13 protein-coding genes and 2 pseudogenes are annotated in these 18,012 nt (G+C 36.6%); 13 read left to right on the plus strand and 2 right to left on the minus strand.

The genetic code is table 11. The features are described from left to right. Nucleotides 1-120: 120 nt before the first annotated feature. Together codB and ACIQZI_RS21010 are read left to right on the plus strand one after the other, a co-directional pair. A complete protein-coding gene (gene codB / locus ACIQZI_RS21005) occupies nucleotides 121-1,395 on the plus strand; it encodes a cytosine permease (RefSeq protein WP_403076929.1) in 1,275 nt (424 codons plus the stop codon). Then, nucleotides 1,385-2,653 carry a cytosine deaminase gene (locus ACIQZI_RS21010; RefSeq protein WP_403076933.1) on the plus strand — a complete coding sequence of 423 codons (1,269 nt, stop codon included), beginning with the start codon at nucleotides 1,385-1,387 and terminating at the stop codon, nucleotides 2,651-2,653. Before codB ends, ACIQZI_RS21010 begins: the two co-directional genes overlap by 11 nt. A 419-nt stretch (nucleotides 2,654-3,072) precedes the next feature. Here ACIQZI_RS21010 and ACIQZI_RS21015 read toward each other — a convergent pair whose 3' ends face one another. Together ACIQZI_RS21015 and ACIQZI_RS21020 are read right to left on the minus strand one after the other, a co-directional pair. Further along, nucleotides 3,073-3,537 carry a phage tail protein gene (locus ACIQZI_RS21015; RefSeq protein ID WP_403076936.1) on the minus strand — a complete coding sequence of 155 codons (465 nt, stop codon included), beginning with the start codon at nucleotides 3,535-3,537 and terminating at the stop codon, nucleotides 3,073-3,075. Between the two features lie 22 nt (nucleotides 3,538-3,559). Next, nucleotides 3,560-4,039 (minus strand): GyrI-like domain-containing protein, encoded by a 480-nt coding sequence (locus tag ACIQZI_RS21020; protein ID WP_403076939.1) that lies wholly within the window; start codon nucleotides 4,037-4,039, stop codon nucleotides 3,560-3,562. Nucleotides 4,040-4,149: 110 nt separating this feature from the next. Here ACIQZI_RS21020 and ACIQZI_RS21025 point away from each other — a divergent pair, with 110 nt between their 5' ends. From ACIQZI_RS21025 to ACIQZI_RS21075, 11 genes and pseudogenes are all read left to right on the plus strand, one after another. Further along, nucleotides 4,150-5,112, plus strand: a complete 963-nt coding sequence (locus tag ACIQZI_RS21025; RefSeq protein ID WP_403076942.1) for a helix-turn-helix transcriptional regulator — start codon at nucleotides 4,150-4,152, stop codon at nucleotides 5,110-5,112. 466 nt (nucleotides 5,113-5,578) lie between these two features. Next, nucleotides 5,579-6,331 carry a helix-turn-helix transcriptional regulator gene (locus ACIQZI_RS21030; protein ID WP_403076945.1) on the plus strand — a complete coding sequence of 251 codons (753 nt, stop codon included), beginning with the start codon at nucleotides 5,579-5,581 and terminating at the stop codon, nucleotides 6,329-6,331. 336 nt (nucleotides 6,332-6,667) lie between these two features. Further along, complete coding sequence (locus ACIQZI_RS21035; protein ID WP_403076948.1) at nucleotides 6,668-8,032, plus strand: MFS transporter; 1,365 nt, start codon at nucleotides 6,668-6,670, stop codon at nucleotides 8,030-8,032. Nucleotides 8,033-8,088: 56 nt separating this feature from the next. Beyond that, nucleotides 8,089-8,940 carry a creatininase family protein gene (locus ACIQZI_RS21040; RefSeq protein WP_403076951.1) on the plus strand — a complete coding sequence of 284 codons (852 nt, stop codon included), beginning with the start codon at nucleotides 8,089-8,091 and terminating at the stop codon, nucleotides 8,938-8,940. A 264-nt stretch (nucleotides 8,941-9,204) separates the two neighbouring features. Then, nucleotides 9,205-9,879, plus strand: coding sequence for a peptidylprolyl isomerase (locus tag ACIQZI_RS21045; protein ID WP_403076954.1), 675 nt, complete (start codon nucleotides 9,205-9,207; stop codon nucleotides 9,877-9,879). 382 nt (nucleotides 9,880-10,261) lie between these two features. After that, a pseudogene (locus tag ACIQZI_RS21050) lies at nucleotides 10,262-10,381 on the plus strand (4-hydroxythreonine-4-phosphate dehydrogenase PdxA); the annotation flags it as partial. A gap of 237 nt (nucleotides 10,382-10,618) precedes the next feature. Next, entirely contained in the window at nucleotides 10,619-11,965 is a 1,347-nt protein-coding gene (locus ACIQZI_RS21055) for a gluconate:H+ symporter (protein ID WP_403076957.1), read from the plus strand. Between the two features lie 355 nt (nucleotides 11,966-12,320). Further along, nucleotides 12,321-13,130 (plus strand): ATP-dependent sacrificial sulfur transferase LarE, encoded by an 810-nt coding sequence (gene larE, locus ACIQZI_RS21060; protein WP_062186534.1) that lies wholly within the window; start codon nucleotides 12,321-12,323, stop codon nucleotides 13,128-13,130. A 449-nt stretch (nucleotides 13,131-13,579) separates the two neighbouring features. Further along, nucleotides 13,580-15,349, plus strand: coding sequence for a sigma-54-dependent Fis family transcriptional regulator (locus tag ACIQZI_RS21065; RefSeq protein ID WP_403076961.1), 1,770 nt, complete (start codon nucleotides 13,580-13,582; stop codon nucleotides 15,347-15,349). Between the two features lie 293 nt (nucleotides 15,350-15,642). Continuing rightward, nucleotides 15,643-16,196: pseudogene (locus ACIQZI_RS21070) on the plus strand (4-hydroxythreonine-4-phosphate dehydrogenase PdxA); the annotation flags it as partial. A 90-nt stretch (nucleotides 16,197-16,286) separates the two neighbouring features. Then, nucleotides 16,287-17,540 (plus strand): nickel pincer cofactor-dependent isomerase, group 22, encoded by a 1,254-nt coding sequence (locus tag ACIQZI_RS21075; protein WP_403076964.1) that lies wholly within the window; start codon nucleotides 16,287-16,289, stop codon nucleotides 17,538-17,540. Nucleotides 17,541-18,012: the final 472 nt, after the last annotated feature.

Below are 18,012 nucleotides of genomic sequence, written 5' to 3' on the forward strand. Positions count from 1 at the left end.
GGTTCATTGTGTAAAAAAGCTTCTTGTCAGAAATGGCAAGAAGCTTTTTTTATTCCCTAATCTCCTAAAATTATCGAAGCCTTCTTCGGTACCAGTTACTAACTTATTGGAGGAATTGGTATGTCAAAAGTAGATAAAGAATTCACGTTACAGGCAGTACCTCAGGCGAATAGAAATGGATTTTGGAAAATACTTGCGGTGATGCTGTCACTTAGCTTTTTCTCAGCGAGCATGTGGTCTGGAGGGACATTAGGAACGGGATTGTCGTTTAGCCAGTTTATATGGATTGTGTTAACAGGTAATCTTGTACTTGGGCTTTATACAGGTTCATTAGCTTATATTGCAGCAAAAACGGGGTTATCAACTCATTTATTGACTCGATATGCTTTTGGTGAAAAAGGTTCTTATTTATCTTCATTTTTACTAGCTTCAACTCAAGTAGGCTGGTTTGGTGTTGGACTTGCAATGTTTGCGGTACCTGTTGCAAAAGCGACTGGGGTCAATGTTTATCTAATAATAGCGATTTTTGGTTTGTTGATGACGGTATCGGCCATTTTTGGGATGAAGACCTTAACCATTTTAGGATTTATTGCTGTTCCGGCAATTGCAATTTTCGGTAGTTATTCCATGTTTGACGCAACTAATACAGTTGGGGGAATTCAAGAATTATTCGCTTATGAACCTACACAGGCAATGGGAGTTGCATTAGCATTAACCATTTGTATCGGATCTTTTATTAGCGCTGGTACGCTTACGCCCGATTTTGCTCGTTTTGCTAAGACATCACGTTCTGCTGTGACTGCTAATGTTATCGCGTTCTTTCTTGGGAATTCGCTCATGTTTTTATTTGGTGCAGTCGGAGCTATGGTTTACAATAAAGCTGATATTTCGGACGTGATGTTTTTACAAGGGTTAATGATTCCTGCCATCATTGTCCTCGGTTTGAATATTTGGACGACAAACGATAGCGCGTTATATGCTTCTGGACTAGGATTTTCCAATATTACAAAACTACCAAAACATAAAGTTGTTGTTTTCAATGGAATCGTTGGAACAATAGCAGCGATGTGGCTTTATAACAATTTTGTTGGATTCTTGACGATTTTGGGTTCCACGCTACCGTCGATAGGAGCCATTATTTTAGCAGACTATTTTTTACTAAAGCGCGGGAAATATCAACCATTTGAAACGATGAAATTTAAAGCCGTAAATTGGATCGCTATATTTGCATGGGTAGGTGGAGTTGCAGTCGCAAATTTTGCGCCAGGTATCCCTCCAATTAATGCACTATTAGGGTCTGCCATTATTTATGTTGTTGTGATGAAATGTATGCCTCAACAAGAAGGATCAATAAGTAAAATACATGATAAAGGTGAGATAATCAGTGATCATTAAAAACGCAAAGCTTAGAGGAAAAGATGGACTTTGGCACTTATTTATAGAAGATGGTAAGTTTAATAAAATTACTCAAATACTAGGAGATGTTGATGGAAAAGAAATCATCGATGTTAATGGGTCTCTTGTCCTTCCACCTTTTATTGAGCCGCATATCCATCTAGATACAACGTTAACAGCGGGAGAACCAGAGTGGAATAAAAGTGGCACCTTGTTTGAAGGTATACAAAGATGGGCGCAAAGAAAAGAAACGCTAACGATTGATGATGTAAAAACAAGATCAAAAACGGCTTTAAAATGGCAGATTGCTCAAGGAATTCAGCATGTCCGTACACATGTAGATGTAACAGATCCAGAATTAACGGCTTTAAAAGCAATGTTGGAAGTAAAGGAAGAAATGGCTCCCTATGTAGATCTTCAACTTGTTGCATTTCCACAAGAAGGCATCCTTTCATATCCTAATGGGGAAGAATTGATGGAGGAAGCATTGAAAATGGGCGCCGATGTTGTAGGCGGCATTCCTCATTTTGAATTTACAAGAGAATACGGAGTGGAGTCGTTAAAATTCGCTTTTGACCTTGCTGAAAAATATGATCGATTAGTTGACATCCACTGTGATGAAATTGATGATGAACAGTCTCGATTTGTAGAAGTTGTAGCTGCTGAGGCTTACAAACGTGGGTTAGGTACTCGCACAACAGCGAGCCATACGACGGCAATGGGCTCTTATAATGATGCCTATACGTATAAATTATTCCGCTTATTAAAGCTTTCTTCCATTAATTTTGTATCAAATCCGCTTGTGAATATTCACCTTCAAGGAAGATTTGATACGTATCCAAAACGAAGAGGGCTAACAAGGGTAAAAGAATTACAGGAAGCGGGACTAAATATTTGCTTTGGTCACGATGACATATTTGACCCATGGTACCCACTTGGAACAGGGAACATGCTTCAAGTATTGCATATGGGGATTCATGCTTCACAACTCATGGGCTATGACCAAATTGTAAATTCAATCGATTTGATCACTAGTAATAGTGCCAAAACGTTGCACATTGAAGAGAATTACGGAATCGAAGAAGGTAAACCAGCTAACTTCATCATCTTATCTGCAGAAAATGAATATGAGGCGATTCGCAAGCAAGCAACGGTTAGGTATTCCTTCAGACATGGCAAGATTATTGCCGAAACCAAGCCAAGTGAAGCAACAATAACTTTAAATCAATTTGAAGAGAAGATTAATTTTAATAGATAGAAGATATTTGGGCACAACTTTAAGAGGGTTGTGTCTTTTTTTATCCCGCATTAATGGGCAGAAAAACCCTACCTCAAGAATTAAAGCGAACCAAAGAAAATAGGTGGCGGATAACTGCCCTTAAAGAGCCGATAAGTATTGAATTAGGGGAGGGCTTTATGGTTCGTATAAAAATAAGGGGAACATCATTTAGATTTATTACGGTGAACTGCATCATACGTAAGTGAGGTTTTTGCGAAAAAAGGAACAGCACCCTCTAATTTGGTGAAGAGGTGCTGTTTTGTTAGTTGAATGCGTAGATAGACAATTGTTGCATGACTGCCTTTTTTGTTCAATCAGGATTTTCTTATCCAAATGAAGAAAAAGAATGACTACATACAAAAAATGACTGAATTCCTCCACTTGCGCTTTTGCTTACTTTAATATTCTCCTTTAATGACAAAAAACGAGCCCCGAATTGTTCCAGCTAGTTTAGACTTCTGCCTAGCAAACTTAAACTTCCCTTCTAACTCCTTTGGTACCTCCATCCCCTCAGAGAGCTTAAAACCAACAGCCCGCTTCTTAGGATCATCAACCGTATACATGACGTTGATCACAAGGCCATCCTCATAAATGACATAGGCAAATTTGATATTTTCCACTTGAAAACGTGAAGTTCCTAAAGGTTTAGCCGCAAACTCAATATCACGTTCTTCTTTCAAAATTCGGTTCACATAATCAAGGGTCTCCTGGCTTTCGCTAGCTGGTACAACCGTAAATTCATGCTTGTATTTGTTCATAAAGTAACGGGCTTCATTAGCACGTAAACCAGCAAGCGCTTCTGCTACTGTTGAAGACTCTAAACCAACCGTAGACACATTTTTAAAATCAACGATATAGGACATTTCCATCCCCCTTTTTATCTCTTTATTTCCTAACAACGGGGATCCACATTTCACCAAATACCAAGCCGTTTCGCTGCCCCATCTCAACCATTGCATTTGGCCCACCAACATAGGCAAAATTCTTTGCTTCTGGCAAGACTTGACCAAAGGCAATACCAGCAAGCTTATTACTCAACTCATCAGCCGTCTTCTCCTCCCCTTTAACAACTAGGTATTCTCCCTTGGGGAATTGGATAACTCTGGACTCTTCTGGTACTGACGCTTCTGTCATGACGCCAGCATAATGCATCATCTTGTTATTCACTGCTTCATTCACAGCAAAAATGTAATCATTTGTGGCTATGGCTTTTAAAGTGTCAAGCCTTCCATCTTGTTTGACGGCCCACCAAAAGTCTGCCTTCTCCTTGTTTATGCCAGCAAAGTCTGTGTAATCACTCTCAAGCTCAGTTCCAATACCTAAAACGGTAAAGCTGTCTTTTTCTTCTAGGGTATAATCTGTCATATTCAAAACCTTCCTCTTTTTTAAATTAATCAAATGATTTGTCTTTTCACTTGATGGGTTTATAATAGCCTTAAATCATGTCAAAAAGTGATACTGTTTAGGAGGTCCCGATGAAAAAAGTTGAACGGATCAATATTATCATGCGGTATATCAACAACCGTGCCCACTTTACAATTTCTGAAATCATGCGAGAATTTAACATTTCTCGTTCGACAGCTATTAGAGATATCAGAGAAATTGAAGCTATGGGGATGCCACTTGTCGCTGAAGTTGGAAGGGATGGGGGTTATTTTGTCATGAACAACTCTGTCTTGCCCACTGTTCGCTTTACCGATAATGAGATTAAAGCTCTTTTTATTGCCTTTATGGCCACAAGAAATCAACAACTTCCTTATCTAAAGAGTCGTCAGTCTTTAGCTGAAAAATTACTAGGCCTCATCTCAGAAAACCAGCAAGATGACCTTGTTCTTTTAAATCAAATCTTGCTTTTTGAAGGGACCAACCCCAATAATCCCGACCTACTTGATCTGTCAGACCTACCCCATCCTATGTTAGAAAAACTCATCCAAAGCCTTCTTTTGGATAGCTATTTATTGATTACTATCAAAGAAGAGAAGGCAATAAAGTCGTATCCAATTTATCTCTTGCACCTTTATCATGAAAAAGGACTTTGGCTGATTGAAGGCTTTGACTTAAAGGATGAAAAGAAGCGGATTTTTCCTGTAGATTATCTCACCAATGTCAAACCCTACCCGACGAAAAAAGGATTAAGTAAGAAAAAGATTTTAGAAAAACTAAGTAAGAAGGAAGAAGTAATCAACCTTGTCCTTGAACTTGGTCCAAAAGCGATTGCCCAGTTCAAAAAATACCATCCTTTAAAAGTTTCAATTTCCTATACGAATCCCTACCAAACCACAGCCATTTTAAAGACTTTTATCAATATTAATCATCCCGAAGAATTGACCGAAATAATAAATTGGCTACTTTTCCTAGGTGGGGATATCGAGGTCAGGGAAGTGCCAGAAGAAGTCTTAGAAGGTTTACAAGAGAGATTATGCGTATTCTGCCCATAAGCAGTGCCAGTTACCCTCTATTTTCTATAGTTAAGAGATCATAGATGTATTCTTCTAATTACGATCTATCAGGTTTTATTGCTCTACAAAATTTATTAAAAAAATAGGTTAGACAGGATATTTTAGTATAGAATATCTTGTCTAGCTAACCTTGTTCAATCATCTTTAGAACGTCATCAGCTGAATAAATTTTCCCTTCACGGACCCTTTCTTTGATTATTTCCGCTGCATATCCATTTCACTTTTTCATGAACCTATCTCCCAATTATTTTTTAATTTTCTTTTGTACTGCATGGATAGCTATTAAAGAATAGAGCTACTGTTTAAGCTTGCGAATAAAAATGGATTTTTTGTTAGAAATCCCCTCTTAAGTACTATCACAGAGAATAGAATCAAATACAAAAAGTCACAAAGAATGATATAATACGATCAACCTAAGGCAAATTGCATAAGGCAGGGATGATAAATGAGGGAACACCATCAGACAGATATTCCAAATTCAAATAATAGTCGAAATGGACTTACGCCTGAATACATTGATGCTGTTCATAAGCTAAGGGAAAAATTACTCTATGGAATTCAACTTGGTGACAGGGATTTGATAGCTGAATATGAAATGGATGCGCTTCATAAATTTGAAGATAACCAATTAAATATTCTTAACAGAGTCCCAAATAATAAAGTACGGTCCTATAAAAATATTCTATTATCCCACAATACCCTTTATAGCTATGCTGCTGAAAGGGGAGGGCTAAGCCCATTGCAAAGCCACTTTTTATCAGAAAAATATGCAATTATGATCGAGCATTCCGAGACTATTTCTGAACTAGATCAGATTCATTCAAATATGGTAAGAGAATATTCCGACCCTACAATTCGAAAATCTAAAGGTGACAACTTAACAATTGTAAAGCAAGCAGAAAACTATATAGAGATGAATTTTGCGGAGGATATTTCAATGGAGGGAATGGCAAGGAAATTACATGTCCATCCTTCACATTTAATGCGTGCATTTAAGAAAGAAAAGGGAATCACCATTAGTAATTACCGAAATCTGAGAAGAATAAAGGAAGCAAAGGAACTTATCCTGTTCTCTAATCTTTCCATGACTGAAATTGCCATTATGGTTGGATTTAGCAACTCTCAATATTTTTCTAGATTCTTTAAAGAAGTAGAAGGGGTAACTCCGATTGAATTTAAAAAGAAGCTGAAGAAATGATGAATAAAGGGTCTATGTACATAGTAGGACTTTTCAGTGGTGCATGAGAAATCATGCGCCTATTTATTTTGTCCTTTTGGATAAGAAAATCATGCAATTATACTATAAAAACGCGCAATTGTAGTACAAAAGTGTTTTTGCTATTCGTTGTATAGTTGTATTCAAACACCAGGGAAAGCGCATACAACTAGGGACATATTTTAAACTGCTTTATGTAGTAAAGGAATACATTTTGTTAACTGATAATATAAGCGGTTACAAAGGAGTTAAACAAAAAGTTTTAAAGCTATATAAGAATAGTATTAACTTTATAAAAAGTACAGAGGAGGGTATTTCATGAAGAAGTTTGGAGTAAGAGACCAAGTAGGGTATGCGCTAGGGGATATTGGGGGAAGTTTCGTTAACCTATATATAAGCGGGTTTTTCTTAATCTTTTGTACCTATGCATTAGGTGTAAGCCCTTACTTTATGGGGACTATGTTTTTATTAGGTAAAGTCTTTGATGCAATTTGTAATGTAATTATGGGAACTCTTCCAGACCGTTGGAAATTAGGGAAATCCGGTAATAAATTCTTACCTTATATTAGTATTTCTAAATGGATATTAGCAGCTTCTTGTTTATTATCTTTTACTGATGTATCAAGTTGGGGATCTACAGCAATTCATGTTTGGGTAGTATTCGTTTATTTATTCTTTTGTGTTGCTTATACAGCTGATTCCATTCCTTATGGTTCTCTTGCGTCTGTTATTACAAATGATCCCGTTGAACGCACAAAATTATCTCGTGCTCGTGCGATTGGTGGTATGGTTGTTGGACTTGGATTCTTATCTTTCGTTCCAATGTTTATCTATGATAAATCGGGATCTATAATTCCAGAAGCATTCTTCAAAATTGCCATTGTGTTTAGTATTTTATCGGTATTAGCCTATACAGGCCTGGTAAGATTAACAACAGAACGTATTCGTGATGATAAACCAGCCGGAACAAAATCCGATTATAGTTTTAAGGATGCATTTAAAGTAGCGATTAAAAATAGACCGTTAATCGGTATGATGGTTGCATCAATTGGCTCACTTCTTATGATAAATGGTGCGAGCCAATTAGCTCCCATTGTCTTTGCAGAACGTTATCATATGCCGGGGGCTTTTGCTATTAACTCTTTCATTAGCATTGGTATCACACTCGTATTATTCGCTATTGTTCCTAAACTGGTTGAAAAATTTAATAAAAGAAATTTAGTTATTGCTACAGCAATCTTCAGTTTAGCTGCAACACTATTATTGACATTGGTTACGATTGAAAATGTATATGTGTTCATGGCTTTATATAACCTTGCTACAATCGGCTCATCTGTCTTTGTTATGGTTGTATGGGCTCTTGTAACAGATTGTATCGACTATGCAGAACTTCAAACTGGAAAACATTATGAGGGAACACTTTATTCCCTATATTCCTTTTCTCGTAAGGTGGGGATGGGATTAGGCTCTGCTATTGGAAGTTACGCTTTAGGTTGGGTTGGCTTTGTTACTGGAGCAAAATCTCAATCACCAGCAGTAGCAGAAGGCGTATTAAAAATGTACACTGGTATGCCAATTATTGCATTCCTTATCATGTTGATCGGCGTAGGTTTAATCTATAACCTAAATGCAAAGAGAACAAATGAAATGTATGCAACATTAAAGGAAAGAAGAGCGTCTTAATTAGGAGTCCCCTTTATAGTGAATCCATATAAAATGAAATTGTAGGAGTGGTTTATATGCGTACTAGATTTCTTTCAAAAATGACAAATGGGGAAGTCGAAGATTATTTAGATCGAAATGATCTTATATATGTTCCAGTTGGAGTAACGGAAACCCATGGAGCTTTACCACTGGACTCTGAAACAGTTTTAGCGGAGGCTATTGCTGTAAAGATGGCTGAAGCATCAGATGGGCTTGTTTTGCACAACTTACCTTATTTCTTCCCAGGTGGAACAATTGTTGGTCGGGGAACGATTCAAATGAGCATAAAAGATGGAATGGCTTATTTAGATAAGATTGCTAAGTCATTATTAAACCAAGGCTTTAGAAGGCAAATTTATATCACCAGTCATGGTCCAGCATATTTGACATTAAGTGGTATGGTTCGTGATTTCTTTGATGAAACAAAAGTACCTGTTTTGTATATGGATGTATTAAAAGCAGCAGAGGCAGCCAATTTCAATCTGATGGATGCATTCCATGATATGACGATCGGTGCTTATAAGGTTTTAGGTAGATTAGAGGATGTTCCAATGAATGTACTTGAATCTCATTCTGTTACTTATGATATTCAACATATGCTAGCAGGAATGAGTAGGAATCCTGGTAATGCATTAGGGAAGTACGCTTATCAATCCGGCGCAGTGGGTTCTTACTTTGATGAACCATCTGATCATATGGCTACACCGCTTTTGAAAACACCTGAAGAAAGAGAAGCTCATGCAGATGCGGGTGTGCAAGCGATTAATGAACTTGTAAAGGCATTGGATATGCCGACTATCGTTGAGACGCTTCGTCAAGTTGATGTTTATACTAAGGATACCATTGTTCCTAAATACGGTGCACATTTGCCAGGCGGAAAAGCGTAAAACAATAACAAGTCGTGCGACTCATAATCATATGGGAATCGCATGACTTGTTTCGTTTAATGGAGAAGTCTAAAGTCAGAAAGCCTGTTATTGATATCAATGAACCCTCATTTTGATACCTTACGCCGAACTGTATCATAAGTAAGGTTTTTCTGAATTGGGAGGATAGAGTTTTCACGCAATGCCCATTTTAATGAGTTGTCGTGAATGATCTTATAGTTATATAATTAATAAACTGATTATATTGAGGAGTTGAAAAAGAATATGTTCATGCGATATAAAGTATTTTATTTTGTCTTTAGCCTGATGGCGGTAGCTATTGTTTTGACGGGTTGTGGGACATCAACAGAAAGTGGACGATCAGAGGGGAAGACGGTAAAGGAATCGGATGAAAAAAAGGATTATTCAACAGCTGTGAAAGAAAATCCAATCGTAACGATTACTATGAACAATGATGAAAAAATTATTGTTGAACTAGAGCCTTCTACAGCTCCTAATACGGTAGCTAATTTTATTTCTTTAGTTGAAGAAGGTTATTATGATGGTCTTGTTTTTCATCGGGTTATCCCTGATTTTATGATCCAAGGAGGAGATCCTTCAGGAAATGGATCAGGTGGACCAGGATATTCTATTGAAGGTGAATTTTCTAAAAATGGTTTTGAAAATAATCTGAAACATGAACGTGGTGTCATCTCAATGGCACGGACGAGTGATCCAAATTCTGCGGGATCGCAATTTTTTATTATGGTAGAAGAAGCGCTAAATCTTGACGGAGAATATGCTGCTTTTGGGAAAGTAATAAAGGGTATGGAAACAGTAGATGCGATCGTTGCCACTGAACGAGATTCTGCAGATAAGCCGTTAGAAGATCAGCAAATGAAAAAGGTCGAAGTGGATACGAAGGGCTTTGACTACCCTGCTCCAGAAGTACAAAAATAGAGGATGTGACAGTTCGAAATCCAGTGACTTTGTTGTATACTGGGAGCTTTGATCCAACAGCTTGTCATAAGGGATTGGCAGGGAAATACAATTTGATTATATTGTAAGTATTAATATAGATAAAAGACATTTGGGCACAACTTTAATCAGGTTGTGTCTTTTTTTATTCTACATTAACGGACAGGAAAACCCTACCTATCGTAAAATGAAACGAAATAAAATTACATGATTTGTGATTAATAAATGATAATAGTTGAAAAAATAAACGAACATGCTCCAATTTATCCACTTGACAAGATTATTCGAAGAGTATAAGATATTTTAAGTTCACAAGATGATGCGATAACCAACAGTTACAGCAAATTCTGTATTATTCTAAGTATTAAATGTAAAATGTGATGCAATATTATCTCTTTACCATGATCAAGGACATCTTGTCGCTAAGATGGCAGATTTTCATAGAACGATTTCTGTTATAAATGGATTACTTTTGTATAAGACTAAATGAATAAGTGGGAAAAAGGATTAGTAGTTTTAATTCCTTACATTTCTGCCCTTTTTTGTAAGCCATTGCAAGTGTGGTAAAGGAGTTAATATAATTGAGGAACAGTTTTAGTTATTTGGTGAAAGTACAGAAACGTTGTATGTAGGAACATATCTATATCGTCATGTGTAAAAGAAACAAATTGCAGCATTTTTATTTATAAAAAACTAATAAAATTTACATCAGGAGGATATTATGCCGTTAGTAATTATTGCAATAGGGGTACTATTATTACTTATTTTAATTATGGCCTTCAAATTAAACACATTTGTTTCATTAATCATTGTTTCAGTCGTTGTAGCTTTAGCACTGGGCATGCCTATGGCGGATGTTATGAAATCAATTGAAAGCGGTTTAGGCGGAACGCTTGGTCATATTGCATTAATCTTTGGAATGGGCGCAATGCTTGGTAGGTTAATTGCAGATGCAGGTGGAGCCAATCGTATTGCCACAACATTAATTGACAAATTTGGGGAAAGAAGAATTCAATGGGCTGTTTTATTTGCTTCATTTATTGTAGGAATTGCGTTATTTCTTGAAGTAACAATCGTATTATTAGTTCCAATTATATTCTCAATCGCAAAAGAATTAAAAATTTCTATTGTACGCTTAGGTCTTCCTATGGTTACTGCTGCATTATCTACACACGCTTTCTTGCCTCCGCATCCAGGCCCAACAGCAGTAGCTGCAGAATACGGTGCAAATATTGGCTTAGTTTTAATTTACGGAATTATTGTCGCGATACCAACTGTTATATTAGCGGGTATTTTGTATCCTAAGCTTGCTAAAAAAATTGTACCGACTGCGTTTACTAGAGAAGGCAGTGAGTCTTTTGGTATTCAAAAAACATTCAAAATAGAAGAAACACCTGGTTTTGGTATCAGTGTATTTACAGCATTATTTCCGGTTATTTTAATGGCTTTAGGTGCCGCGGTTGATATGATGCAACCAGCTATGGGATTTGCTGATAATATGTTTGTAAGCATTATTCGTTTTATTGGTAACTCTTCGTTTGCTATGTTGCTTTCTTTATTGCTGGCAATCTATACAATGGGAATCCGAAGAAATGTTCCGATAAAGAATTTGATGAATTCTTGTTCTTCAGCCATTAATTCCTTGGGTATGCTACTTTTAATTATTGGTGGCGGTGGTGCATTAAAACAAGTCCTTATTGATGGTGGCGTTGGTGATTATGTCGCTAAAATATTTGAAGGATCTGCTATGTCACCTGTTTTCTTTGCATGGACTGTCGCAGCAATATTGCGTATTTGCTTAGGATCGGGAACAGTTGCAACTTTAACAACTGCAGGGTTGGTTCTTCCATCGCTTGCTACAATCCCTGACGTTAACTTAGAACTAGTCGCACTTGCAACAGGAGCTGGTAGTGCAATTGCATCACATGTTAATGATGCTGGATTCTGGATGGTTAAAGAATCATTGGGAATGACTTTGAAAGAAGCATTTGGAACGTATACTGTACTTTCCACCATTGTTGCTGTATCGGGATTAGCATGTACTTTACTATTAGATTTAATTTTTTAAAATAACAGAAGTGAAAAAGGGGTTCGGAATAGCTTTATTCCGAATCCCTTTTATGTATTGCATACGAATTGTTACGGTGAATCGCATTATAAGTCAAATGATTCATGCGATATTTTTGAAATCGCTTTACTAACTACTTTTACTTTAGTAGAAATTCGCTTATAATCAAATAGTGTTGCAAAATGCACAAATCCCTTTTAGGGTCGATAAGAAATCTTTATCCCGCTTTAATGAGCAGTAAAACGCCCATTGATTGAAGTTTCACTTTCTGAAAACGGGTTGACTTTGCAGTCATAAATTTATCGAATCATACATTAAAAATCGTTTGAAAAATATAGAGATAGGTGGAATTAGGATGAATGAGAAGTATGAACGACTGAAAGAAATCTTAAAAGAGATGGACAATGTTGTTGTTGCTTTTTCTGGTGGTGTTGATAGTACGTTGTTATTAAAAGTTGCGGTTGATGTTTTAGGAGTTGAAAAGGTCTTGGCTGTTACGGCTGATTCTGAAACGTACCCTTCAAGTGAATTAGAAGAAGCTAAGAAGCTAGCTAAAATGATTGGTGCAACACATCAAGTTATTGAAACCTCTGAACTGAATATACCGGGCTACGCAGAAAATGACCGGAACCGTTGTTATTTCTGTAAAAATGGGTTATTCGAACAAATCGTTCCGATCATGCATCAGAAGGGATTTAAAAATGTTGTATATGGTTTAATTGCTGATGATATGAGTGAACATCGTCCTGGAGTACGTGCAGCCAAAGAACATGGCGTCCGTGGACCGCTTCAAGAGGCGAATCTTTATAAAGAAGAAATTCGTGAACTTTCAAAACAATTAAACTTGCCTACTTGGGAAAAACCTTCGTTCGCATGTCTTTCTTCACGAATCGCATATGGTGAAAGAATTACACAAGAAAAACTAACAAAGGTTGAAAAATCTGAGGCTTATATAAAAGGATTAGGGATTAGACAAGTACGCGTTCGAACGCATCAAGAGATTGCTAGGATTGAAGTGGAGCCTCAAGATATGCAGGTAGTATTAACAAATCATAAAGATATCATGGAAAATCTTCAACGATTTGGCTACAAATATGTTACCCTTGATCTTAAAGGCTATGTAAGCGGCAGCATGAATAAAGTGTTAACAACAAGTCTTAACTAAAGGAAAGTTATCAAAAAAGGGGAGAAAAATAGTTTCTTCAGATAATGTTGCCTTTATACCGCTATCTTTAGAAAGATTGCTGCAGCTGGTTAAATGAATTTGCACAGGAGCGTCTCTATCTTTTTGATCGCAGGCACACCTCCGCTTGCCTGTGATCAAAAAGGAAAAGGCGATATTTCTTTTAAGAGAGCCAATTAATAAAATCCCTCCTGAGAGGTAAATAGATATTGGGAAGTTCTCTGTCTTAAGTCTGAGAGGTTTTTTTTTATACTACTTCAAAAAGAGGTAAGCTATTACTAGCGGTTGCTCAAAAATTTTGGTTCTCTCACGGATTATTGTATATGCGCAGGTCCTCTCGAGATGCGCTCCTCGAACTTCGAGGCTCTTTTTGAACACGCACTACTAGGAAGTATTTATGTTTATTTTTGAAACAGAAGGTGAAGGGGAATATGATTAAAGCATTGGCAATTGTCCCTTATGAGGGACTGTTTGAAATGATGAAAGAGATCGGTCAAGAAGTTGAAGATATTCAATTACAAATTGAATTAGGTAATTTATATGAAGGAGTGGCTATTGCTAAGGATGCTGAAAATAATGGCTACCATGTCATAATCAGCCGTGGCGGTACAGCTTCAATGATTCAGGAGGCTGTATCTATACCAGTGATTGACATTCAAGTGTCTGGCTATGATGTATTACGTATTTTAACACTTGTAAAAGGATTTTCAGGTAAAGCCGCTATCGTTGGGTTCTCGAATATTACACAAGGTGCTGCTACGATATGCAAGCTTCTTGATTTAGACATTAAAACATTAACGATTACAAAAGATACTGAGGTTAAAGAGAAATTAACGAATTTAAAAAAACTTGGCTATGAAGTGGTGATCGGAGATGTGGTTACGGTTCAAACTGCTAAGCAATTAGGTCTGACAGGCGTTTTAATCACATCCGGAAAGGAAGCTATTATTGATGCATTAGAAGAAACGAGAAGGTCATATGGCTTATTCTCGCGGCTGCAACAGGATGTTTCATTATTTCAATCTATTCTCGACTGTAACGAACAGGCAATCGGGGTTATTAATAGAGAAGAGAAAATTATTTATGGAAATGAACGTTTCAATAAAGAATTTCAGTGGCTGAAATTAGAGAATTCGGCAGATGTACAAAAGTTGATACAAGAAGCCGTCTTAACACGTGAAAAGCAAACAAAAACAGTTCACATCAATCAGTCATTTTGGACAATCACAGCATGTCCTAAAGAAGATGCTACTGTATTATATTTTGAAAAAGGACTTCCTAATCAAACTATTGTACAGGGTGGGGACGTGAACCTAAATGCAATAGAATTTCATACATCCGCTTCTTATATCCCTATTTCCGGGAAAAGCGAACTGATTCAGAAGGTGTTAAAGCAAATAGATCAATACAGTAAAAGTGAAGAACCTGTGTGGATATCGGGGGAAAAGGGGAACGGAAAAGAATTAGCTGCCCACTCCATTTATTTAAAAAGGAAAACAATGAATGAACCATTTATCATATTGAATTGTGACTTATTAAGTGCAGAACAACTGAAAAATCTAATGAATGAAGACTTTATTCGAAAATACGCCAATGGAGTTACGTACTTAAAAAATATCGATAAATTGAACTCTTATATGCAAAAGGAGTTATATCATATACTCAAGAATGAAAATGATAAAAAGCTGCAATGGCTAGTGTCTTCTGAGGATAATATTGAAGAAAAGGTCAAAAATGGCACATTTCATCGTGATTTGTATCATACATTGGCTCAATTAAAAATTCACATACCACCACTCCGAGAACGCAGAAAAGATATTGAGGATTTAGTCCATGTATTTATTTCAGAGTTGCGTCCAAGGTATGGAAATGAAGTGATTGGAATTCGACTAGATGCTTTGGAAGAGATTACCGACTATGATTGGCCAGGAAATGTAGAACAACTTAAACAAGTAATCGAACAATTATTTTTACAATCACATTCTTATTATATCGAGAAAGAAGAAGTTGAAACAGTTTTTAAACGATTAGAACAGCAAGAAAAGAATGATGCATTAACACATATCGATATAAGTGGCACATTAGAAGAAATAGAGAAACAAGTGATAACTAAAGTCCTTGAAGAGGAAGGGTTAAATCAATCAAAAACAGCAAAACGTTTAGGGATTAACCGTTCTACCTTGTGGCGCAAGCTAAAATAGCAGCTTGCGTCTTTTTTGTGTACAAAGCGAAGTATAAATTGATGCAAATAACAACGTAATAAATATTTATAAAAAAGCATTTAAAAAAATTGCTAAATGCAACGTTTTGATTTATCATTACTGCTGTAAGCGTTTGTAGTGTTTGGAAATAAAACTGTATATGGGTCAGTTTAAGAAAAAGTGGTATGTTGCAGAATTTAAATGAGCGACAAATAGAAAACTTATAATGCAATAATGAATAGACGGTATGAGCCGAATTAAAAAGCCGTAACCAATACAAACTATTATTGCGTGCAGAATTAACAAATATGAAAGATTTCGCAATGATGTTATCTGCTCCTGACTTAAGAGTTATTCATGTGACCACCCATATTGGGCTTATTGATGCAATCAATGAAATTAACGTTGAGTGTCAATATACAGTTATTAAATTTGCACACGAAATATTACAAAAAGCAGGGATTAAATCTCCTTGAATCGCAGTTTGTGGTATTAATTCACATGTTGTAGAAAATGGACTTTTTGGAAATAGTAAAGAAGAAAAATTATTTCAGCCATAGAAAAAGCGCGCGTAGAAGAAATTAATGTACAGGGACCACTTCCAGCGGATACATGATTCTTTAGAGAAAAACGTGGCAAATTTGAAATGGTTGTTGTGCAATATCATGATTAAGCGCATGGGCCAATTAAAGTGTTAGGTCCAGAGGCTGAAGTAAATATCACTGTTGGTCTTCCTACGATTCGTACAAGCGTTGACCATGGAACAGCTTTTGATCGCTTTAGAAAAATATTGCAGACGAGCGATCGATCGTTAATAGAAGCGATTGAATTAGCTACTGAGAAATAATTAATAATGGTGGTAGTAAAGCAAGGGATCTATTAGAGATCTTTTGCTCTTATATGTATAAAGAGTTGTTTAGTTTGAAAGGAGTGTAGAATGATGTCTTTCCCAAAAATTGCAAAAATAAGACAAAAATTCGAAGTAGAAAGTTTAGATAATATCCCTGTAACGATCACGGAGCAGTTTCAGCATGTGAAAGCAGAGGATAAAATTAAGCCTGGTATGGAAGTGGCGATTACAGTTGGAAGCCGCGGGATTGCAAATATACCATTAATCGTCAAAAGTGTTGTTGATGAGATTAAAAAGTTAGGTGCAACGCCGTTTATTGTCCCTGCAATGGGAAGCCATGGAGGAGCGACAGCTGAAGGCCAAATTGAGGTGCTAGATGGATTAGGGGTTACCGAAGAGTCAACGGGCTGTGAAATTCGTTCTTCTATGGAAGTTGTTGAAATTGGTGTCACATCAGCAGGTATTCCTGTATATCTTGATAAACATGCTTATCATGCGGATGGAATTATCATCATGGGACGTGTTAAGCCACATACAGATTTTAAGAAAGACATCGAGAGCGGTGTCTTAAAAATGGCATCCATTGGAATTGGGAAGCATAAGCAGGCACTTGCATTACACACATATGGCATTAAAGGAATTCGCGATATGATGCCTGAAGTTGGAAAAGTAGCAATTAAAAACTCAAACACATTGTTTGGTATCGCTATTGTTGAAAACGCACATGAGGAAACAGCAATTATAGAAGCAATCGAGCCAGAACAAATTGAAGAACGTGAAAGAGAATTGTTGGTAAAAGCCTTTGATATGATGCCAAGCTTACCATTAGAAGAAATGGATATTTTAGTTGTGGACGAAATTGGTAAAAATTACAGTGGCACGGGTATGGATACAAATATTATCGGACGAATTCGTGTATTGGGAGTAGAAGAGCCGAAAAAGCCAAGTATTAAATATGTCATTGCTTCAAATATAAGTGAGGCTAGCCATGGGAATGCCCTTGGTATTGGCTTGTCTGATTTAACGACTAAACGTTTGTTTGAAAAAATTGATTATCAAGCAATGAATGAAAATGTTGTAACGAGTACATTTTTAGATCGAGCTAAAATTCCGATCGTTCTTGATAATGACCAAGAGGCATTAAAAGCAGCTCTACGTGCAAATTGGGGCGTTTCGTCTGTTGAGGCAAGAATTGTACGTATCCCCAATACTCTTCATCTTGGTGAGCTATACGTATCTGAGGTTATATTTAATGAACTAAAAGATAAAGAAAACATCGAAGTATTAGAGGATCTGCATGAAATGAAGTTTGATGAAGAAGGTTATTTCTTGCCGATGTAATAGGCATCCTTTTTGAGGATTTAAGCTTTGATAGATAGCAGACATCAAAAAACGGCTTTCCAGATGGAAGCCGTTTTTTGTATCTTAAAATTTTTTGGATAAATCAAGACGGAAAGGTTCACGTCCAGCGACTAATTTTGGCTAGAAGTACAAGAACGTTTTCCCAATAATGGAGTGTGGTATACACATCTGCCCTATAATGTTTCACATGAAACAGTTATAGGTGGAGGGAAACTTAATTGGAAAATTATATAAATTAATGGTGCGGAGAGAGTTGGATTGTCTAGCAGTTTTGAGACGACTATGTAACTTACATTCTCATTAAGCCTTGTCAAGAGACACAGTAGCAAAATCGTTTGGCTATACATCCAAACGATTCTTCTGAGCAGTTTAAAAGGGAAGCAGGTTGGAATGAATTAAAGTATATTAATATACTAATAGGGTTAATGGGATCTATTTTTATGTTTTGAAT

The sequence above is a fragment of the Peribacillus sp. NPDC096379 genome (assembly GCF_044762875.1).
GTDB lineage: Bacteria > Bacillota > Bacilli > Bacillales > DSM-1321 > Peribacillus.